Here is a 21,570-nt window from a genome sequence, read left to right as displayed (position 1 = left end):
AACCTGGAGACAGTGTCCGCATTGCATCCCGGGCTGTCGCGCGGCGGGCCGTTCAGGGCACGATTATGGTGTCAGCCAGCCTGCGATACGGGCATGCTGCAGCAGCATAATAGTTTTACCGTCGCGAATGCGGCCATCGGCGACCATCGCCAGCGCATCCGGGAAGCGCAGCTCCAGTACATCAATCGACTCATCATCAACGCCCCCGCCCGCATTGTCACGCAGCGCGTCGTGATATTCCGCCGCGAAAAAGTGGATCAGCTCGGTCACGCCGCCCGGTGACATGTAGCAGCTATAGAGTTTTTCCACCTCACCCACGGCGTAGCCGGTCTCTTCGATGGCCTCTTTGCGGATGCAATCTTCCGGCGTGTCATCATCCAGCAACCCCGCGCAGGCTTCGATCAGCATGCCGCTGTCGTTACCGTTGACGTAGGTGGCGATGCGAAACTGGCGCGTCAGCACCACACTGTTTTTTTCACGGTTATAGAGCAGGATGGTCGCCCCGTTGCCGCGGTCGTAGACTTCACGCTTGTGGCGGATCACCTCACCCTGACGGTCGGTTATCTCATAGGTGTAGTTACGCAGCACAAACCAGTTTTCAGACAGGAGTTTATCTTTGATGATGTTGATCTTAAACGACATGCAGACTCCGCTACCGCATAAAGGGAGCCTTTCATCATAGGGGCAAGGAGGCGGGAAAACTATCCTAATTCGCGGCGCCGGTTTGCGCCCAAAAAAAAGCCAGCCCGGAGGCTGGCCTGATGACGGCAATGGCGATCAGCGGGAGGATTCATCCGCCAGCTGGGTCGGCTTTGCCTCCTCTTCATGATGATCATGCTCGGTTTCAGCGATAGCGTTAACGCGCTTACGCACGCCAAACCATCCCAGCACCAGCACCACGGCAATCAGTGGAATAGAGGCGATGGTATAGGTGCCGTTCGGGTAGTCGAACGCCATCAGCACCAGCACGCTGAACAGGAACAGCAGGGTCAGCCAGGACGTAAACGGCGCGCCCGGCAGCTTGAAGCTCACATCGTCCGCCTTACCCTCTTTGATCGCCTTACGCAGACGCAGCTGGCAGACCACGATAAAGGCCCAGGAGGAGATAATACCCAGTGAGGCGACGTTCAGGACGATCTCAAACACCTGCGACGGCACGTAGTAGTTAAGCACTACACCAATGACATAAACGCCGATGGTGACCAGAATCCCGGCATAAGGCACCTGCTGACCGTTCATCTTAGACATGAACTTCGGTGCAGAACCGCCCATCGACATGGAACGCAGAATACGTCCGGTCGAATAGAGTCCGGAGTTCAGGCTGGAGAGCGCCGCGCTCAGCACCACGATGTTCATGATGCTGCCGATGTAAGGTACGCCCAGCTTTGAGAAGAAGGTCACGAACGGACTCTGACCGGCCTGATAGGCGTTCCACGGCAGCAGCAGCACCAGCAGGACCACCGAACCGACGTAGAACAGACCGATACGCCAGATCACGCTGTTAATGGCTTTCGGCAGCATGGTCTGCGGATCTTTACATTCGCCCGCCGCCGTTCCGACGAGTTCGATCGAGGCAAAGGCGAACACTACCCCCTGAATCAGCACCAGCGCAGGCAGTAAGCCGTGCGGGAAGATACCGCCGTTGTCGGTAATCAGATGGAAGCCGGTGCTGTTGCCATCCAACGGTTTGCCGGTGCCAAGGAACACCACGCCCACCACGAGGAAGACCACGATGGCCAGCACTTTCACCAGCGCGAACCAGAACTCCATTTCGGCAAACCACTTCACGCCGATCATGTTCATGGTGCCAACAATCGCCAGCGCACCCAGGGCGAAGACCCACTGCGGCACATCACCAAACGCGCCCCAGTAGTGCATGTAGAGCGCGACGGCGGTGATATCCACGATACCGGTCATGGCCCAGTTGACGAAATACATCCAGCCCGCCACGTAGGAGGCTTTCTCGCCGAGGAACTCACGGGCATAAGAAACAAAGCTGCCGCTGCTGGGACGGTGTAACACCAGCTCACCCAGCGCACGCAGAATAAAGAAGGAGAAAATGCCACACACCAGATAGATGATGGCTAAGGCGGGGCCCGCAGCCTGCAAACGGCCACCTGCGCCCAGGAACAAACCGGTGCCGATGGCACCACCGATTGCGATCATCTGTACGTGCCGGTTACCCATAGCCTTCTGGTAGCCCGCGTCATGAGAATTGAGCCAGCGTCGTTTCGCAGCGCGCAACTCGCCTGGGGTTTTCTTTTTAGATTTCATAGCTTTCCTGTTTGTCCTGACCATCAGTCGTCGCTTCCCCCATGCAGGTGTCATGCCCTGAGTTATGGGGTATTTTCCTCTGTGCGCTTGCCTGTGAGTGAGTGCCAGGCAAGGCGGGAATTTACGGCGATGAATCCTACCCGTTATGCAGGAACGAAGCAAAATATACCGGGCGGATGCACAGGCTGATTTGTAAGAATCCGTCATGATGCACAAAAATAAAAAAACCGGCCATTTTCAGGCCGGTAAGAGCTACAGGGATGGAAACAGGAGGGTATAGCTAGCGATAAATCTCTGCGGTGCCGCTCCACAGGCTGGAGTCGCCTGGGTTATCGACGCCGATAACACGGTAGTGGCTGGCGCCCATCTCTTCCGCTTTTTGCGACAGATGGCGGCTGGCATCATCCAGCGAGCCTCGCACGCCGGAGACCGAGACGCTGCCGATGCTCTGCAGGTTCTGCGCCTGGGCCTGATCGACCGGTGCAGCAGCGAAAGTGGTAAATGAGGCGGTAGTCAGTAAGGCGCCCGCCAGAACAGCATTCAGTTTTTTCATGGGATGCTCCTTAATCTGTAATCGGGGGTAAGTCAGTGACTGGAAGAATTATTAGCGCTGCAATGAAAAGCAACATCGGGGCGGTGTAAAGCTGTTTGTTTTTTGACCACAGAACCGTCGTCGATCCTGGGAACTGTCAGTTGCGGTCATTTTTTGTTCGGTCCGACACAACAGGGGCGATAAACCGCAGCAGGATCATTTGCGTCAGGAGATTGCTCTTTTATAATCCCGCACTCACCACAGGGCCATTCATGTGATTGTTAAACGTTCCGTAACTCAAAGCATCGCGCAGGCGCTCAGTGCAATTGTCCTGCTGTCGCTGCTCACAACAGGTCTGGCCCTGGTCACGCTGCTCAGCAGTCAGCGCGACGCAGAGGCGATCAATCTGGCCGGTTCACTGCGTATGCAGAGTTACCGCATGGCCTGGGATGCCAGCCGTCAGCCGCAGAATCTGCCGCAACATCTGGCGCTCTATCAGCAGACGCTGGACTCCCCGGTGTTACAGAAGCTGGATCGCCCCTGGGTTCCGCGTGAAGTCAGCACTCGCTATCAACGTCTGCGCGCCGCCTGGCCTGACCTGCAACAGCAGCTGCTGCAGGGCGATACCGTCACCTGGCAGCATCAGATCCCGGTTTACGTCGCCGAGATCGACCGCTTTGTGCTGGGCTTACAGCGTTACACCGAACTGAAAATGCATCTGGTGGCGGGCAGCAGCCTGGTGGGGGTGATTGCGATTGTGGCACTGGCGCTGATGACGATTCGCTTTACCCGCCTGCAGGTGGTACGGCCTCTCAATGCGCTGGTCACCGCCAGTCGCTACGTTGAGAGCGGCAATTTTGCTTTTCCGCCGCTGCAGGTCGAACAGCAGAATGAGCTGCGGGTACTGTCTCACGCCTTTAGCGGCATGGCGGCACGCCTGCATTCGCACTATAAGCTGCTGGAAAGTACGGTGCGTGAAAAGACCGAAGATTTAACCCAGGCGAACCGCACCCTCTCCCTGCTCTATGACAGCTCACAGATGCTGACGGCCAGCCCGCTGCATCCGGCCCTGTTTGAAGCCGTCCTGAGCCGCGTGCTGACGCGTGAAAAACTGACGGCTATCCGGCTCGACAGCGATCAGTTTCAGTTCTGCGCCGGTGATGAAGAGGCCGGAGGTCAGTGGCAGCGGCTGCCGGTCCGGCAGGCCGACCAGCCGATGGGCGAGCTGCGCTGGCAGACAGCCGGTGCCTCTCCCCCGGATGAGCTGATGCGCAGCCTCGCGGCGATGCTCGGACGCGCTATCTGGATCTGGCAGGCGCAGCAGCAGTATCAGCAGATGCTGCTGATCGAAGAGCGCACCACCATCGCCCGTGAACTGCATGATTCGCTGGCGCAGTCGCTCTCCTTTTTACGCATTCAGCTGACCCTGCTGCGCCGCACCGTCGATAAAGAGGATAGCGCAGCGCACACTATCATTGCAGACTTCGATCGGGCGCTGGCTGATGCCTACCGGCAGCTGCGTGAATTGCTGACCACCTTCCGCCTGACCATTGAGCAGGCAGATCTGGTCGCGGCGATGCAGGCGATGATCGCCTCGCTGCAGGAGAAGAGTGGCGCAGAGATACAGTTTCACTATCAGACCGGGCTGCTGAGTCTGGAAGCGCAGCAGCAGGTGCATGTATTGCAGATCGCCCGTGAGGCGCTGCTGAACGCGATACGTCACGCCAGCGCAGAGGTCATCCGGGTGGAGTATCAGCACAGTGAAAAAGGTGAGCACTTACTGACGATTACAGACGACGGTGTGGGCATGAACAGCACCGACGAACCCCCCGGCCACTATGGCCTGACCATTATGGCGGAACGCGCTCAGCGCCTGGGCGGCAACCTGACCATCCACGCGCAACCGCGGGGCACCCGGGTCGAACTGCGCTTTCCGCCGCAGCCTGCCCGCCCGCTGGAGTAACGGGCCGCCGCCTGGTTTACTCGCCAGAACAGACTGTCGGTTTCACTGAACCGATAAACGGAGAGACTATGCAACAACCCGCATTAACCCTGATGATTGTGGATGACCACCCGCTGATGCGTCGCGGTATTCGTCAGCTGCTGGCGCTGGAGCCGCAACTGACGGTGGTCGCCGAAGCGAATAACGGCACAGAGGCGCTGGCCGAGGCGCGCCGTCAGGAGCCCGACATCATTCTGCTCGACCTGAATATGAAAGGCATGTCCGGGCTGGACACGCTGAAGGCGCTGCGCCATGAAGGGATCAGCGCCCGCATTCTGGTGCTGACCGTTTCTGATGCCCGCAGTGACATTTTTGCGATGGTGGATGCCGGTGCCGATGGCTATCTGCTCAAGGACAGCGAACCGGAGATCCTGCTGGCGCATATTCTGCAGGCTTCGCGTGGCGAAAAAGTCTTCAGTGAAGGCGTCGCCAGCTATCTGACGAATCGCCAGCACAGCGCCGATCCGCTGCGTCAGCTCACCGATCGCGAGCGGGACGTGCTGCAGGAGGTCGCGCGCGGCCTGTCGAACAAAGAGATTGCCGCTATTCTGCACATCTCGGAAGAGACGGTAAAAGTGCATATCCGTAATCTGCTGCGCAAGCTGGATGTGCGTTCGCGTGTCGCCGCCACGGTGATGTGGCTGGAAAGCCGCAAATAGCCAACGAATTTACACTTTCTCCTCAATTTCTCCACGATTTCCCCCGCTGCCGCACGTAGAGTGAATGGCGGCGGCGAATCGTGACAAAGCACATCCGATTTGTCTGTCAGTGCGCCCGTAGCGGGCAGGCCTGGTCGATTTTAACTGTCGTGAGGAGTGTCGGTTTAATGTCGAATTTCTTTATCGACCGCCCCATCTTTGCCTGGGTGCTGGCGATTCTGCTGTGCCTGTGCGGCACGCTGTCGATCAGGTCACTGCCCATTGAGCAGTACCCCGACCTGGCCCCGCCCAATGTCCGCATTACCGCTAACTATCCGGGCGCATCGGCCCAGACGCTGGAAAATACGGTCACCCAGGTGATCGAGCAGAACATGACCGGCATCGATAACCTGATGTACATGTCCTCCAACAGCAGCAACACCGGCCAGGCGCAAATCACCCTCACCTTTACCGCCGGAACCGATCCTGATGAAGCGCGTCAGCAGGTGCAGAACCAGTTGCAGTCTGCGCTGCGCAAATTGCCACAGGCGGTGCAGTCACAGGGCGTCACGGTGAACAAAACCGGTGACAGTAACATTCTGATGGTGGCTTTCGTCTCTACCGACGGCAGCATGGATAAGCAGGATATTGCAGACTATGTCGCCAGCAACATTCAGGACCCCCTGAGCCGCATTGATGGCGTCGGCCAGGTGGACGCCTACGGCTCGCAATATGCGATGCGCATCTGGCTCGATCCCAACAAGCTTATCGCCTATGCCCTGACCACCGGAGATGTGGTCAGGGCTATTCAGTCGCAGAACACACAGGTTGCCGTGGGTCAGGTCGGAGGCCTGCCCTCGGTGGAGAAGCAGGCGCTGAACGCTACGGTCAATGCGCAGTCGATGCTGCAGACCCCGGAGCAGTTCCGGGCCATCACCCTGAAGAACAATCCTGACGGTTCCGTGGTGACGCTGGGCGATGTCGCCAGCGTGGCGCTGGGGGCGGAGAAATATGATTATCTGAGCCGCTACAATGGTCAGCCCGCCTCGGGGCTGGGGGTAAAGCTCGCCTCCGGCGCCAACGAGATGAACACCGATAAGCTGGTGCGGGCGCGCATTGAGGAGCTGTCGCACTACTTCCCGCACGGGCTGGAAGCAAAAGTGGCCTATGAAACCTCGCCGTTCGTCAAAGCGTCAATTACCGATGTGGTGAAGACGCTGCTGGAGGCGATCGTGCTGGTGTTTGGCGTGATGTATCTGTTCATGCAGAATTTTCGCGCCACCCTCATTCCGACCATTGCGGTGCCGGTGGTGCTGTTTGGCACCTTCAGCGTGCTCTACGCCTGCGGATTCAGCATCAACACCCTGACCATGTTTGCCATGGTGCTGGCGATCGGGTTACTGGTGGATGATGCCATCGTGGTGGTGGAAAACGTGGAACGTATCATGCGCGAAGAGGGACTCTCGCCGCGAGCCGCCACCCGGAAATCGATGGGCCAGATTCAGGGCGCGCTGGTGGGTATCGCGCTGGTGCTGTCAGCCGTGTTTGTGCCGATGGCATTTTTTGGCGGAACCGTCGGCGCGATTTACCGTCAGTTCTCCATCACCATCGTGTCGGCGATGGTGCTGTCAGTGCTGGTGGCGATGATCCTGACACCGGCACTCTGCGCCACGCTGCTCAGGCCGGTGGCACAGGGCGAACAGCATGCGGCGCGCGGCTTTTTTGGCTGGTTCAATCGTCACTTCAACCGCAATGCTGAGCGCTATGAGCGCGGGGTCGCGGCGATTCTGCGCCGCGGCGGTCGCTGGCTGCTGCTCTATCTCGGCCTTATCGGCCTGATGGCCTTTCTGTTTCTGCGCCTGCCCACCTCGTTTCTGCCGCTGGAAGATCGCGGCGTATTCCTGACGCAGGTGCAGCTGCCGGCGGGCTCGACGCTGGAGCAGACCGCTCGCGTGGTCGCCAGGGTGGAGCACTACTATCTGACTCAGGAGAAAGCGAACGTACTGTCGGTCTTCTCCACCATCGGTGCAGGCCCGGGCGGCAACGGACAGAACGTCGCGCGTCTGTTTGTGCGGCTGAAAAACTGGGAGGAGCGGCCCGGTGACGATCGCACCTCCTTTGCGATTATCGAGCGCGCGACCAGAGCCTTTCAGCAGATCAAAGAGGGCCGGGTGATAGCCAGCAGTCCCCCCGCGATCACCGGTATGGGCAGCAGTTCCGGCTTTGATCTGCAGCTGCAGGATCACGGAGGCATTGGTCATACCCAGCTGATGGCGATGCGTGACAGGCTGCTGGAGATGGCGGGCAACGATAAGGCGCTGTCACGGGTGCGGCACAATGGCCTGGATGACAGCCCGCAGTTGCAGATCGATGTGGATGCGCGCAAAGCGCAGGCGCTGGGCGTGTCACTGGATACCATCAACGACACCCTGACCACCGCGTGGGGCTCCAGCTATGTCAACGATTTTCTGGATCGCGGCCGGGTGAAAAAGGTCTATGTGCAGGCCGCCGCTCCGTTCCGCATGCTGCCGGACGACATTGACAAATGGTATGTCCGCAACAGCAGCGGCAAAATGGTGCCCTTCTCCGCCTTTGCCACCAGCCGCTGGGAGACCGGTTCGCCACGCCTTGAGCGTTATAACGGCTACTCATCCCTGGAGATCGTGGGCGAAGCCGCCAGTGGCGTGAGCAGCGGCGCTGCCATGGATGAGATGGAGAAGCTGGTTAACGCCCTGCCGCTGGGTGTCGGCTTCCAGTGGAGTGGCGCCTCTTATCAGGAGCGCCTCTCCGGCTCACAGGCCCCGGCGCTCTATGCCATTTCGCTGCTGGTGGTCTTTCTCTGCCTGGCCGCGCTCTATGAGAGCTGGTCGATTCCTTTCTCGGTGATGCTGGTGGTACCGCTCGGCGTCGTCGGAGCGCTGATCGCCACCTGGCTGCGCGGGCTGGAAAATGATGTCTATTTTCAGGTGGGCCTGCTGACGGTAATCGGCCTGTCGGCGAAAAACGCCATCCTGATTGTCGAGTTTGCCAGTGAGATGAACAGCAAAGGGCGTGAGCTGGTGGAGTCTACGCTGGAGGCGTCGCGTCAGCGCCTGCGGCCCATCATCATGACGTCACTGGCCTTTATCTTTGGCGTGCTGCCTATGGCGATCAGTAGCGGAGCAGGCTCCGGCAGCCAGCATGCCGTGGGAACCGGCGTGATGGGCGGCATGATCTCCGCGACGCTGCTGGCGATCTATTTCGTGCCGCTGTTCTTTGTGCTGGTACGCCGTCGCTTCCCGCTGAAAGAGAAGCCGCATGACTGAATGCGGAGCCAATAAAAAGCGGCCCCTGAGATCAGCGGCCGCCTTATTTCTGTGTGTGGTAAGAATGTCAGCAAGCGGGAATGTCCTGCTTTAATCTCCACGTGTTACTTGTTGCGTAACATCGCTTCGATGAATTCTTTCCAGGTTCCCATTTCAGTGTCAATCATAATGCCCTCTCTTATTGTGCTGGCAATATTACGCGTTTTTTTTCGCCAGGTGAATACGTTTACACCTGTTATCACTATCGGCAGCAGCGATGAAAACATGAATATTGCGGATTTTGTAAGCTGACGCACATTTCAGCAACCTCCTGACTACGCAGGAAATATTTCGCTATTAACCCAGCGGTAGACGATTTTTTCAACATGGCGAAATTCTTAATAGCGAAATGATGAGCAGGGTAATGATTGCCCGCTGAATTGATAGCGTTTACCCGGGGGGAAATGATCCTCTGCCTGAGGCTCGCTTTACGCACGATCAGCCGTCAGGGCAGATGCCGCAACGGATCACACTATGCTAAACTCGCGCTTTGGCTGCTTTTTCAGCTTAACGCGCTTCATAACAATAAGGATCAGGCGATGTGCACGCAGTGGGTGATGTTCGGGATAAAAAATTGCGACACCATAAAAAAAGCCCGGCGCTTTTTAACAGATGCAGGCGTTGATTATCACTTTCACGATTATCGGGTCGATGGCCTGAGCGATGCACTGCTGCAGGAATTTATCGATGCGCTGGGCTACGAAGCCCTGCTCAATACCCGCGGCACTACCTGGCGTAAACTGCCCGAGGCTGACCGCGACGCGGTGACCGATGCCCGCAGCGCCAAAGCGCTGATGCTGGCGCATCCCGCCATGATTAAGCGTCCGCTGTTGCGCGCCCCGGATGGCAGCCTGCTCGCCGGTTTCAGCGAAGCCACCTATCAGAATGCTATTCAGGAGAAGCCATAATATGTTTTGCCCGGTCATTGAGCTGACGCAGCAGCTTATTCGTCGTCCCTCTCTCAGCCCCGATGATGCCGGATGTCAGGCTTTGCTGATCGCCCGTCTTGAATCCATTGGCTTTCAGATTGAGACGATGAACATCGACGATACCCTGAACTTCTGGGCCACCCGTGGCGAAGGGGAAACGCTGGCGTTTGCCGGTCACACCGATGTGGTGCCGCCGGGCGATGCCAGCCGCTGGATTAACCCGCCGTTTGAACCCACCATCCGCGACGGCATGCTGTTTGGGCGCGGTGCGGCCGACATGAAAGGATCGCTGGCAGCCATGGTCGTCGCGGCCGAGCGTTTTGTGGCAGCCCGTCCCCATCACAGAGGGCGACTCGCCTTTCTGATCACCTCTGATGAAGAGGCCAGCGGTGCCAACGGCACGGTAAAAGTGGTGGAACGGCTGATGGCGCGCCGGGAACGCCTCGACTACTGCCTGGTCGGTGAGCCTTCCAGCACCGAAGTAGTGGGTGACGTGGTAAAAAATGGCCGACGCGGCTCGATCACCGCCAACCTGATGGTACATGGCGTGCAGGGTCACGTTGCCTATCCGCATCTGGCTGACAACCCGGTTCACCGCGCGATGCCTGCCCTGAATGAGCTGGTGGCGACGGAGTGGGATCAGGGTAATGAGTTCTTCCCGGCCACCAGTATGCAGATTGCCAACGTCCAGGCGGGCACCGGCAGCAACAATGTGATCCCCGGCGAGCTGTTTGTGCAGTTCAACTTCCGCTTCAGCACCGAACTCACCGATGAGATGATCCGCCAGCGGGTCGCAGAACTGCTGGATCGTCACCAGCTGCGTTACACCATTGAGTGGAAACTTTCAGGTCAGCCCTTCCTGACCTCACGCGGAAAGCTGGTTGATGCCGTCGTGAAAGCGGTAGCGCACTATAATGAAATTAAGCCGCAGCTGCTGACGACGGGCGGCACCTCCGATGGCCGGTTTATCGCGCGGATGGGGGCGCAGGTGGTGGAACTGGGGCCGGTGAATGCCACCATTCATAAAATCAATGAGTGTGTGAAAGCTTCCGACCTGCAGATGCTAAGCCGGATGTACCAACGCATCATGGAACAACTGATCGCCTGATGGCGATGTAAAGGAGCAGCAAATGGAATTTATCAAAGATTACTGGTGGATCCTGGTGATCCTGCTGATGGTTGGCGTGCTGATGAATGTCTATAAAGATCTGAAACGGATCGACCATAAAAAATTCATGGATAACAAACCTGACCTGCCGCCCCACCGTGACTTTAACGATAAGTGGGATGACGAAGACGACTGGCCGAAGAAGAAGTAACGAAAATGCCCCTGCTCTGCAGGGGCATTTTTACATCATCGCAATGACATCATCGTCACCGGGTTTTGCCCCGCTTAACGCTTCATCGAAGTAGCGTTTTGGCACCGTGTAGCGCAGATGATTCAGCGCCAGCGTCATGCTGCGGTCATCAATAGCGTGCGCCAGATCGTCGACGATATCGAGCGTGACGTCGCCCCCGCTGGCGGTGAGTCGCTGCTCCGCCTGCTGCGCATGAAACACCGGAATCTGCTCATCATAATCACCGTGGATCAGGTGAACCGTGGTACGGGTGCTGGCTTTCTCCGGCAGGGTAATAAACCGGCCGTTGAACACCACCGCGCGGCCGGCCAGATCGGAATGGGCTTTTACCCCTTCCAGCACCATACTGCCGCCCTGGGAAAAACCGATTAACGCCGTTGCTTCCGGGCGCACACCGCTTTTTTTCTGCCAGTGACGCACAGATTCCACAAACTGTGGCATCGCCGCGTTAACCCGCTGCTGTAGCGTCATATCGTGCAGTTCAGCCTCGCTGAACCACTGACGGCCCGCAGCCGGCGAGCCAACAGAAACCACCAGCGCCTCAGGAAATGTCCGGGCAAACCAGCTGCCAATCTCACCCATAGAATCCGGGTTATCGCCTACGCCATGGTAGAGCAGAAACAGCTGAGCCGTGGTGGCAGGCTGTTGAACGATTACATATTTCAGTGTCATAGTGACCTCCGTTATTCACTCTACGCCAGCTGGCAAAGAATGATATGAGGATTATTTGAACCCGCTGGTCGAATTATTTCAACGACGGGTGCAGCGCATCCTGCCGAATGCCCAGACTTTCCAGGGCGGCTGCCGCCTGCTGACGCAGTACCGAAATCAGCGCCTTGCGTCCGCTTATGCCCGCCTGGTGTGCCAGCCCGCTTAACGCATTCGGTGTGCTTACCGCTGCGGCCAGCAGTGAGTCTGGTGCCGCACTGGCCGCCACCAGACGCTGCAACACCGGCAGGCTCGCTTCCAGTGGGCGCTGCGCCCAGGCAAAACCCGCGGCCAGCTGGATGTCCTGCGCACGCCATCCATCATCACACCTCGCCTCAAACTGCAGCTCCAGCGCGATGTGCTGACGCAGCAGCGGCCAGTCACGCGCCAGCTGTTCTGCCGCGCGACGCTGCAATGCCTCGCCGGCTGCAGAACAGGGCAGGATGGCCATCGCCGCATAACAGCCGCTGCTGGCCTCACGCTGACTGCCAATCCGTACCAGCGTAAAACCACAGGCGCGCCAGAATGACCAGAGAGATTCAGTGTAGCCGAAGCTGACCGAGAGGTAGTCGCGATCGGCGGCGGCGCGGGCGGCAGCGGCCACGAGCTGCTGCCCCATTCCCCGACGGCGGCTCTCCGCGGCCACGGCAATCCGGCTGATGCGCAGCGAGCGCAGGGTCGCCGCCTCAGCCAGACCCGCGTGTGCGGCCAGCGACTGCGCCACCAGATTGCCGCGCGGTCGCCGGGTGCCTGCCCAGACCGCCTGCGCCAGGGCGGGCTCCAGCCCGCCCTCCTCCACCAGCCAGAGCGCCCCCTGCAGACCCGGCGGCTCCCCTGCCCGCCACAGCTGCATACCCGGTGCATCCAGCAGGCGGCGCAGATCGAGCGGCGAGGTGCGGTAATGCGCGCTGGTCAGCAGACGATAGGCGGCCTCCAGCATGGGGAAATCGTGACGCGGGACCGGGTGTGGCGTCACGGCAGAAGCGGGCGTGGCGGCAGCGGCATCCTCAAACAGCAGCGCCGCATTCAGCCACTGCTCCAGCGGATCGTGACGCGACCAGCGCAGCGGCTCATCCAGCGTGAAGTAGCGTGCCTGCGGCAGCCCGGCACAGAATTTAAGGATAAACCCGCGCCCGCTCCCCTCGTAGCCCTGCACGGTGGTAGTCAGCAGGACGCGGGGATAGCGGCTGACCAGCGCCTGCAGCAGCGGAGCCGGGATGGCCGCCGCTTCATCCACGATCAGCCACGACGCCGCTGGTACGGGATCAGACGCCAGCAGGGCATCCGGGGCCATAAAATGGAAAGCCTCAGCAGCAAAGGTCGCCAGCACTTCCGTGGAGGCTCTGGCCGGGGCGGTCACCAGGCACTGCCCGTTCTGCCGGGCCAGCATGCCCGCCAGCGCCGATTTGCCCCGTCCGCGGGCGGCCGTCAGGACCGCGACGCCGGAAGGCATCGTCGCCAGTTGATCGAGTATCGCCTGCTGCTGTTGCGGTGCCTGACAGTGCCAGTGCGGCCAGTCCGGTGGGGGCGGAAAACGGTCAGGCTGATGCTGACGCGCCAGCAGCACCTGCTTATCGCCGATTATCAGCTGTTGCAGATGGCGAACAAAACCGGGCGTCGCGATCGGTTCCGCAACATCTGCCCAGCGCAGGCTATCGTCATCAGGCTGCTGCGACCACTGTCCCCAGGGCGGCACCAGCAGTAACAGCCAGCTACCGGCGCTGAGCGTCCCCGCCAGCGCAGCGAAAGCCTCGGCATGAAAGCCCTGTCGGGCGTCAAAAATGGCGTGATGAAACTCGCGGCCAAGCAGCGTTCGCAGCGCTCCGGGCGGTTTATGCGGTTCGGGAGCGTCAGAGGAACCTGTAAACAGCGGTTCAGGACTCACCTGCAGCCAGTCGCCCGGGAGCATTTCACGCCACTCTGCGGCCCGCATCACACACCAGGCCGGGTCGCCGCTGATCACCGCCAGACGACGGACACCGGCCTGCTGCATTAGCTGCGTCTGCTGTGGCAGAGACATCAGTTGCTGGCGAAGGTGTTGCACTGTCCCGGATCGCCACCATCAAATCCGCGCTTGAACCAGGTGTAGCGCTGCTCAGAGGTGCCGTGGGTAAAGCTGTCCGGCACCACGCGCCCCTGACCTTTCTGCTGCAGACGATCGTCACCAATCGCCTCGGCAGCATTCAGCGCCTCCTGCAGATCGCCCGCTTCCAGGATGTTTTCCTTCTGCATGTAGTGTCCCCAGACACCGGCAAAACAGTCCGCCTGCAGTTCCATTTTGACGGAGAGCTGATTGACCTGCGTCTGGCTGGCGCCCTGCTGCATTTCACGCACTTTTGGCTCAATGCCCAGCAGCTTCTGCACGTGGTGACCCACTTCATGGGCGACCACGTACCCCTGAGCAAAGTCTCCGCCCGCGCCCAGTTTCGTCTTCATCTCGTCGTAGAAGGAGAGGTCAATGTAGACGGTCTGGTCAGCAGGACAGTAAAACGGTCCCATCACTGACTGGCCGGTGCCACAGCCGGTGCGGGTTGCGCCGCGATACATCACCAGCTTCGGGGCCACATATTGCTTGTTCATCTGCTGGAACAGTTTGCCCCAGGTATCCTCAGTGGTAGCCAGAATCACCTTCGTGAATTTCGCCGCCTCATCATCATTGGCGCTGACGCTGCGCTGCTGCTGACTGGTCGGTGCCACGTCGCCGCCGGTCAGCAGTCCGGTGAGGTCGTAACCGTAATAGCCTGCTACCGCCACCACAATCAGCAGCACGATGCCACCTTTGCCACGTGGCAGACGAATCTGGCGTCCGCCGCCGCCAAAACCGGATGACTGATCGCGACGGTCCTCTACATTGTCGCTCTCGCGACGCCCTTGCCAGCGCATGCTCTACTCCCTTTGATAATCTTCAGATGGCATGATTTTAGTTGTGCGAAGAAGCAATCACCAGCTTTACGCCAAAATGAAAAAAGGAGAGCCGGGGCTCTCCTTTTTATGTTCTGCACGGTCGTCAGACTCAGTCGAGTTTAACGCCCAGTCGCTGTGCCACCGCCTCATAGGCTTCCACTACACCCCCCAGGCTCTGGCGGAAACGGTCTTTGTCCATTTTATCCAGCGTCTCTTTGTCCCACAGGCGCGCACCGTCCGGGGAAAACTCATCGCCCAGCGTCACTTCACCGTTGAACAGACCAAACTCCAGTTTGAAGTCGACCAGAATCAGACCCGCCTCGTCGAACAGCTTGCTCAGCACCTCGTTAGCTTTAAAGGTCAGCTCCTGCATCCGCGCCAGGTTCTGTTTACTGACCCAGCCAAAGGTTTCGCAGTAGGATTCGTTGACCATCGGGTCATGCTTTGCATCATCTTTCAGGAAAAGATCAAACAGCGGCGGATTAAGCACCATGCCCTCTTCCACGCCCAGACGTTTTACCAGCGATCCTGCGGCGCGGTTACGCACCACACACTCTACTGGTACCATCTCCAGCTTCTTGACCAGCGCCTCATTATCGGACAGCAGCGCTTCCATCTGGGTCGGGATACCCGCTTCCTGCAATTTGGTCATGATGAAGTGGTTAAACTTATTGTTAACCATTCCCTTACGATCAAACTGCTCGATTCGGGCGCCATCACCTGCTGACGTATCGTTGCGGAATTCGAGTATCAGCAGATCCGGGTTATCGGTGCTGTATACGGTTTTCGCTTTACCGCGATACAACTCAGCTCGCTTTTGCATCTTGTTCACTCCAGACTTGAAATAACGGGTGTTCAGCGGCCAGCGCCGCTGCGGCGATTGCCTTGACGCAATCGTTTACTTCGCCGCGCGCTATTATGCCAAAAACAAAATAAAAAGGCCGGAGAATCTCCGGCCTGAGGCAACTTTATTTGTTCAGCGCCGCCTGGAACACGGCCACCAGCGCATCGTTCTGCGACTGGGTCAGCACATGCCCTTTCGGGTCGATGAATTGCAGACTGGTGCGGTTGTCGAGATCGCCGACCTGCACTTTGTAATCGCCGTTCGGCAATTCCGGATCTTTCGCGCCCACGGAATCCCAGTCGCTGCTGCTCAGTGACTTGTAGGTCACCTTCATGCTGCCGGTGGAGCGGGTGGTGTCAGTCACCTCCATGCCAACGCGTTTCATTGCGTCTGGCAGACGCTGCCAGGCCACGTTGTAAGGCGTTCGCAGGATCAGCATAGGCAGACCGGTATCATCGGCACCGCTCTGCACATCGATCGCGCCGTTCACCCGACCGGATGCCGCGTTTTCACTGGCGGTATCGATCTTGTCCATGCCGGTGCTGATGTCATTCAGCATCTGCGCGGTGTAACGCTGGATCTGGGCAGGTGAAGTGATGGTTTTCCCATCCTGCTGCAGCTCCAGCAGACGCACGGTCAGCAGCTGCTGATAGCTCTGCGACTGCACGCTGATCTGGTAGCGACCGCGGTACTGCTGATCTTCATCCGCACGGTTCCACTGAACCCAGTCGGTCGTCAGCTGCTGACCGGCATCATTGCGGGAGGCGATCGGGAATTTGTAGGACTGCACCACATTGACGACCTGCGACCAGACCGAGCCACGGCTGTTATCAATGATCAGCGCGCCGGTGTTGTTACTGAACTGCGCGCGGGTGCCGTTCATCAGTGCCAGCGGCTGTGCTGGCGGACGGATGTCCAGCTGCTTGCCGGTAGGGCCCTGACTGGCGGTGCGGGGCACATCATAGTCGCCACGCTGCACCGGCAGGATCATCCCGGCAGGCGCTTTCAGCTCATGCAGTTCACTGGCCTGAAGATAGGATTCGTCGCCGCTGACCTGGCGCTTATAACGCTGATCGGTTGAACAGGCCGACAACAGCATCAGGGTAGAAAGCCCCACCACTGTGGCAATTGTTGACCGCTTTACTGAGTAATTCATTCAAACTCCCTAAATTATCGCAAACCCGCTTTCACCAGCGCCTGTTCCACTTTCGGCTGGCTGGCTGCTGTCAGTGGCGTCATTGGCAGACGCAGCGTGTCGTTAGCGATTAATCCCAGCTGCTTCGCTGCCCATTTCACCGGGATAGGATTGGGTTCACAGAAAAGCGTCTGGTGCAGGTGCATCAGACGCTGATTCAGGCGGCGTGCCTCGACGAAATTGCCCTGCTGTGCGAGCTGGCAGACTTCCGCCATTTCGCGCGCAGCCACGTTCGCGGTCACCGAGATGACGCCTTTGCCGCCCAGTTGCATAAAGTCCAGTGCCGTCGCGTCATCGCCACTCACCAGAATGAAATCTTCATTAACCAGCTCTTGGATCTGACTAACCCGCGATAAGTTCCCGGTTGCCTCTTTGATTCCGATAATATTTTTGATTTCGGCCAGGCGGGCAACGGTTTCCGGCAGCATGTCACAACCGGTACGTGAGGGAACGTTATAGAGCATCTGTGGCAGGCTGGTGCTGTCAGCAATCGCTTTAAAGTGCTGGAACAGCCCTTCCTGCGTCGGGCGGTTATAGTAAGGGGTGACGGTCAGGCAACCCACCACGCCGGAATGTTCAAAACGCTTCGTCAGGGAGATGCCTTCAGCGGTGGCATTAGCCCCGGTTCCGGCAATCACCGGAATACGGCCATCGGCCAGTTCCAGGGTCAGCATCACCACATCGCCATGCTCTTCATGACTCAGGGTGGCAGACTCGCCTGTGGTGCCGACGGAAACGATCGCCGCGGTGCCGCTGGCGACGTGATAATCAATCAGTTTTTTCAGACTCGACCGGCAGACATTACCGCTGTCATCCATTGGCGTAACGAGTGCAACAATACTTCCCGTAAACATTGGCGATCCCCTCGACAAACAAGTGCTTCATGGTACGTTTTACGCTTAGGGAAAAGCAAGCAAGCCACGCTATTCCCGCGCTTGTCAGCAGTTTTTTTTATGTTTACCTTATGGTTATTAGCGAAAGCAGAGGAAAAGCCATTTTGTCGCAATCTCAGCCCCATCATCTGGTGATCACCGCCCTCGGTGTTGACCGTCCGGGTATCGTCAACACCATTACCCGACACGTCAGCAGCTGTGGTTGCAATATTGAAGACAGTCGTCTTGCCATGCTCGGGGATGAGTTCACGTTTATCATGCTGCTGTCCGGCAGCTGGAATGCGATCACGCTAATTGAATCGACGCTGCCGCTGAAAGGGGCAGAGCTGGAGCTGCTGATCGTCATGAAGCGTACCAACGCGCGGTTACGCCCGCCGATGCCGGATACCGCCTTTATCCAGGTTGAGGTCGCCGATTCACCGCACATCATCGAGCGCTTTACCGATCTCATTGATAAGCATCAGATGAACGTGGCCGAACTGGTGTCGCGCATCACCCCCGCGCAACAGAGTTTGCCGCCGACACTCTATATTCAGATGACGGCACACAGTCCGACACGCACCAGCGGCACCACCTTTGAGCAGGCGTTCAATGCGCTGTGTCAGGAGCTGAATGCCCAGGGCACGCTGCGCCTCTATAGTGTGTCAGACGCCGACAGCAGCGAATCTGTCAGCGCGGTGCGCTAAGCTTTGCAAATAAACCGGAGTTATTTCTCCACATTACTGCCACTGAAACGTGACCGGCTATGTGGTGAAATACCCCCTGATGGTAACGTTCCCTCTGGTTGTTTTTCGCTGGATGGTGTATTACCCACAGCCTGAATAAAAAAATGGAGAGATGTGATGAATCCACTGAAAGCCGGTGACACCGCACCCGCATTTAGCCTGCCCGATCAGGACGGCGAACAAGTGAATCTGACCGACTTCCAGGGACAGCGCGTTCTGGTCTACTTCTACCCGAAAGCGATGACGCCAGGCTGCACCGTGCAGGCGTGCGGTCTGCGTGACAACATGGATGAGTTGAAAAAAGCGGGTGTGGAAGTGCTGGGTATCAGCACCGACAAACCGGAAAAACTGTCACGTTTTGCGGAAAAAGAGCTGCTGAACTTTACCCTGCTCTCAGATGAAAACCATGAAGTCTGCCAGGCGTTTGGCGTCTGGGGTGAAAAAACGTTTATGGGTAAAACCTATGACGGCATTCATCGCATCAGCTTCCTGGTGGATGCAGAGGGCAAGGTTGAGAAAGTGTTTGATAACTTCAAGACCTCGAATCACCACGACATGGTGCTGGATTACGTCAAGTCCGCCTGATCTTAAGGGCGCGGTAGCCTGGGTGCCGCGCCCTTCTTCTTTCTCTTTTCCCGCCCTCCCCGCTTCCCGAACCGTTAAGATCGGACCACGATGACGCAGTTGCGCCCGGCATTCTTTGCCTCATAAAGCGCGGCATCCGCCTGTTTCAGGCTCACTTCCAGCCCGGCATCCTGCGTTCCTTTCCAGGCCGCGACGCCGATAGAGAGGGTAATCCGCCCCACATCCCTGAGCCAGGCTTCTGCAATGCCCTGCCGCACCCGCTCTGCGATGACCTGCGCTTCATCCAGCGACGTTCCTGGCAGCAGCATCAGAAACTCCTCCCCACCGTTGCGGCACACCACATCCGAGTGACGGGCGCTGGCACGCAGCGTGCTGGCCACCTGCTGAATCACCCGATCACCGACGTCATGGCCCCAGCTGTCGTTAACGTTTTTGAAATGGTCGATATCCAGCGCCAGCACCGCGAAAGGCTGGCGCAGCGTGCGGTAATACTCCAGGACCGCGTTCAGCCCGCGGCGATTCAGCAACTGGGTGAGCGGATCGGTCTGCGCTTCTGAGCTGAGACGGCCGATTTTGTCCTGCACCAGGCCGATACCGGTGAGCAGTGCGCGCTTCACCTGTGCGGCCTCAAAGTACCAGGCGCTGATACCGCCAATCTCCTTAGAGACGCCCTGCGCATCCATCCGGCTGGCTTTGCGCGCCAGCTGAAACAGCGGGCGGGCGATCAGTCGCGCCAGCACCACAGCCACCAGCAGGGTCAGCAGTGCAAACGGCACCGAGTTTTTCAGCACTTTCATTAACAGCCCGGAGAGCGGATCGAGCGTGGCATTGATGGGCTTCAGGGCCACCACCGTCCAGCCGGTGGTCGGAACGACGGCATAGCCTGCCAGCTGCGTGGATTCTCCCGCACCGGTCATCATCAGCGAGCCGTTAGTCTCCTCACCGTTGGGACTGACGATGGCAGGCAGAGTTTTGCCCACCAGCTGACGATTCTGGTGATACAGCACCTCATTATTACTGTCGAGCACATAGACCGTGGTGCCATCGCGGTAGAACTGTTCACCCAGCAGCGCATTCAGAATACTTTTCTTTTTCAGATAGATGGTGCCGCCGACGTAGCCCAGATAGTCGCCCTGTTCGCTCCAGATCGGCCATGAGACAAACACCAGCAGATTATTAGCCGGTGACAGCGTCGGTTTGCTGATTGCCGGCTGCCGCAGCGTCAGCGCTTCGCGCGAGGCATCACTGGTGAGATGCATGCCTTTCAGGGTCAGGGACTCAGGCGAGATCGCTTTGACCACACCCTGCCCGTCCACCACCACCACCGAGTTAAAACTGGTGGTCTGCTCACGCAGGCGGTTGACCTCACTGCTCAGCAACGCATCATTATTGAAGTCACGGCTGAGCTGATTGGCGCTGAAGTGCAGCTGTGACTGCGCCAGCTGGAAGAAGATTTCGCTGGTAGAGGCGAGCTTGGCGGCATAGGCGCGGTTAGCTTCAAGCGTGGAATCGATCAGCACCTGACGCTGCACCCGCCAGGTGGCGTAAAGTGTGTTGGCGAGCGTAATGACAATACTGACAATGACCAGCAGGGCGATGAGATTGCGCAAATCGGCTTTAGGCCGAAACAGCTTTAGCATGGCGTTGCCGCCCCGAAGAAGGAAGTCATGTCATGAATGCCTGATTATTTTTTTAATGAAAGCCAGCTGATAATCCGGGCTTAAGTCTACACCCTGCTGGCCTTTTTGAGCAGCATTAAGACAAATTTCAGCCGACTAAATACAAATTATCCTGGCACTGATTTAATGATCAGGGCTTCCCATCTGACAGGGAAAAATCACGATAGATAGTGGTCCCGAATCCCGGTAAACATGACGTTTTATTGTGGGAGGCGCGGCAATTAAGGCCAGCCTGAAGCGACAGGGTGCATCCGGTAAGAAGAAAGGAGTAAGACCGGTCCGCCTTACAGGAAAGCAAAGCACAGCAGATGACAGCGGCAATAACGCCGCTGTCAGGAGGATCAGAGCATCAGGAAGGCGTAACCGCTGTTTTCCAGGGTGGCGACCGTGGTGCCGCTGGAGATCGTGTGGGTGACCATCGGGTCGATCCAGTCACGCTCCAGCTGGTGAAACGCCACTGACTGGTCACAGATAGTGACCTGCACACCCGCTTTTTTCAGTTCGCTGATTAATTTCAGGTTCGGGTTATCGACACCGTAGGCTTTGCTGAACTGCGCATTATTCAGGGCAGATGAAACCGCGTCGCCGTTAATGGATACCACAAATTTCAGCTGGTCGAGCGGCACACCCGCCGCATAATAGAGGTTGGTTACACGCGCGACGCGCTCCAGACCGAGATTCGGCTTACGAATATCCCCTTCACTGCGGTTGATCTGAAAGACGATTTTATTACTCAGGCCTGTCGTTGTGCCGGGTTTAAAGGCTGGCGTATCGACATAATGTATTTTGCCGTAGCCCTCAATTGCTGGTGTACTCCAGAAGTCGGCAGGCTCGGTTTTATTCTCCGCCAGTTTATCGCTGGCCTTACCAAATAAAGCGGGCAGCTGTAAAACATTGCCGCCAATAAATCCCGCGACGGCTGCCACCACCACTAAAGCTGCTGGACGCATCAGATATTCT

At 58.1% G+C, this 21,570-nt stretch carries 19 protein-coding genes; 8 read left to right on the top strand and 11 right to left on the bottom strand.

Annotated features, from left to right (window positions below):
* Positions 1–63: 63 nt before the first annotated feature.
* The 3 genes from nudK to CKF42_RS06365 form a co-directional block, all read right to left on the bottom strand.
* Positions 64–642 (bottom strand): GDP-mannose pyrophosphatase NudK, encoded by a 579-nt coding sequence (nudK, locus tag CKF42_RS06375; protein WP_046102349.1) that lies wholly within the window; start codon positions 640–642, stop codon positions 64–66.
* 135 nt (positions 643–777) lie between these two features.
* A complete protein-coding gene (ansP, locus tag CKF42_RS06370) occupies positions 778–2,274 on the bottom strand; it encodes an L-asparagine permease (RefSeq protein WP_009088814.1) in 1,497 nt (498 codons plus the stop codon).
* 280 nt (positions 2,275–2,554) lie between these two features.
* Positions 2,555–2,827 carry a YdgH/BhsA/McbA-like domain containing protein gene (locus CKF42_RS06365; protein WP_058957421.1) on the bottom strand — a complete coding sequence of 91 codons (273 nt, stop codon included), beginning with the start codon at positions 2,825–2,827 and terminating at the stop codon, positions 2,555–2,557.
* Positions 2,828–3,080: 253 nt separating this feature from the next.
* On the opposite strand from CKF42_RS06365, the gene narQ reads away from it, so the two are divergent.
* The 6 genes from narQ (at position 3,081) to CKF42_RS06330 (ending at position 11,038) form a co-directional block, all read left to right on the top strand.
* Complete coding sequence (gene narQ / locus CKF42_RS06360) at positions 3,081–4,769, top strand: nitrate/nitrite two-component system sensor histidine kinase NarQ (RefSeq protein WP_111207803.1); 1,689 nt, start codon at positions 3,081–3,083, stop codon at positions 4,767–4,769.
* Between the two features lie 68 nt (positions 4,770–4,837).
* The gene (locus CKF42_RS06355; RefSeq protein ID WP_058957420.1) at positions 4,838–5,467 is read left to right on the top strand and encodes a response regulator; all 630 of its coding nucleotides are present in this window, start codon (positions 4,838–4,840) and stop codon (positions 5,465–5,467) included.
* A 167-nt stretch (positions 5,468–5,634) separates the two neighbouring features.
* Entirely contained in the window at positions 5,635–8,751 is a 3,117-nt protein-coding gene (gene acrD / locus CKF42_RS06350) for a multidrug efflux RND transporter permease AcrD (RefSeq protein WP_111207802.1), read from the top strand.
* Between the two features lie 578 nt (positions 8,752–9,329).
* On the top strand, positions 9,330–9,698 hold the full coding sequence (locus CKF42_RS06340; protein ID WP_111207817.1) for an ArsC family reductase: 369 nt from the start codon (positions 9,330–9,332) through the stop codon (positions 9,696–9,698).
* Between the two features lies 1 nt (position 9,699).
* Complete coding sequence (gene dapE / locus CKF42_RS06335) at positions 9,700–10,827, top strand: succinyl-diaminopimelate desuccinylase (RefSeq protein ID WP_111207801.1); 1,128 nt, start codon at positions 9,700–9,702, stop codon at positions 10,825–10,827.
* A gap of 22 nt (positions 10,828–10,849) precedes the next feature.
* Positions 10,850–11,038, top strand: coding sequence for a YpfN family protein (locus CKF42_RS06330; protein WP_009088805.1), 189 nt, complete (start codon positions 10,850–10,852; stop codon positions 11,036–11,038).
* Positions 11,039–11,068: 30 nt separating this feature from the next.
* On the opposite strand, the gene ypfH is transcribed toward CKF42_RS06330, so the two are convergent.
* The 6 genes from ypfH to dapA all read right to left on the bottom strand — a co-directional run bounded on the left by ypfH (position 11,069) and on the right by dapA (position 17,582).
* The gene (gene ypfH / locus CKF42_RS06325; RefSeq protein ID WP_009088803.1) at positions 11,069–11,749 is read right to left on the bottom strand and encodes an esterase; all 681 of its coding nucleotides are present in this window, start codon (positions 11,747–11,749) and stop codon (positions 11,069–11,071) included.
* Positions 11,750–11,822: 73 nt separating this feature from the next.
* Positions 11,823–13,805, bottom strand: coding sequence for a tRNA(Met) cytidine acetyltransferase TmcA (locus CKF42_RS06320; protein WP_111207800.1), 1,983 nt, complete (start codon positions 13,803–13,805; stop codon positions 11,823–11,825).
* Positions 13,805–14,668 carry a neutral zinc metallopeptidase gene (locus CKF42_RS06315; RefSeq protein ID WP_009088799.1) on the bottom strand — a complete coding sequence of 288 codons (864 nt, stop codon included), beginning with the start codon at positions 14,666–14,668 and terminating at the stop codon, positions 13,805–13,807. Before CKF42_RS06315 ends, CKF42_RS06320 begins: the two co-directional genes overlap by 1 nt.
* 130 nt (positions 14,669–14,798) lie before the next feature.
* Entirely contained in the window at positions 14,799–15,512 is a 714-nt protein-coding gene (gene purC, locus CKF42_RS06310; protein WP_009088797.1) for a phosphoribosylaminoimidazolesuccinocarboxamide synthase, read from the bottom strand.
* 145 nt (positions 15,513–15,657) lie between these two features.
* On the bottom strand, positions 15,658–16,689 hold the full coding sequence (gene bamC, locus CKF42_RS06305) for an outer membrane protein assembly factor BamC (RefSeq protein WP_009088796.1): 1,032 nt from the start codon (positions 16,687–16,689) through the stop codon (positions 15,658–15,660).
* A 14-nt stretch (positions 16,690–16,703) separates the two neighbouring features.
* The gene (gene dapA / locus CKF42_RS06300) at positions 16,704–17,582 is read right to left on the bottom strand and encodes a 4-hydroxy-tetrahydrodipicolinate synthase (RefSeq protein ID WP_009088794.1); all 879 of its coding nucleotides are present in this window, start codon (positions 17,580–17,582) and stop codon (positions 16,704–16,706) included.
* 143 nt (positions 17,583–17,725) lie between these two features.
* Here dapA and CKF42_RS06295 point away from each other — a divergent pair, with 143 nt between their 5' ends.
* Together CKF42_RS06295 and bcp are read left to right on the top strand one after the other, a co-directional pair.
* Positions 17,726–18,307, top strand: coding sequence for a glycine cleavage system transcriptional repressor (locus tag CKF42_RS06295; RefSeq protein WP_009088792.1), 582 nt, complete (start codon positions 17,726–17,728; stop codon positions 18,305–18,307).
* A 156-nt stretch (positions 18,308–18,463) separates the two neighbouring features.
* Positions 18,464–18,931, top strand: coding sequence for a thioredoxin-dependent thiol peroxidase (gene bcp / locus CKF42_RS06290; RefSeq protein ID WP_009088790.1), 468 nt, complete (start codon positions 18,464–18,466; stop codon positions 18,929–18,931).
* A 74-nt stretch (positions 18,932–19,005) separates the two neighbouring features.
* Here bcp and CKF42_RS06285 read toward each other — a convergent pair whose 3' ends face one another.
* On the bottom strand, positions 19,006–20,571 hold the full coding sequence (locus CKF42_RS06285) for a sensor domain-containing diguanylate cyclase (RefSeq protein ID WP_009088788.1): 1,566 nt from the start codon (positions 20,569–20,571) through the stop codon (positions 19,006–19,008).
* A 380-nt stretch (positions 20,572–20,951) separates the two neighbouring features.
* Positions 20,952–21,560 (bottom strand): DsrE family protein, encoded by a 609-nt coding sequence (locus CKF42_RS06280; RefSeq protein ID WP_009088786.1) that lies wholly within the window; start codon positions 21,558–21,560, stop codon positions 20,952–20,954.
* Positions 21,561–21,570: the final 10 nt, after the last annotated feature.

Source organism: Pantoea sp. ARC270 (assembly GCF_003236725.1).
Taxonomy (GTDB): domain Bacteria; phylum Pseudomonadota; class Gammaproteobacteria; order Enterobacterales; family Enterobacteriaceae; genus Pantoea; species Pantoea anthophila.
This window is presented reverse-complemented; position numbering and strand designations above follow the sequence as displayed.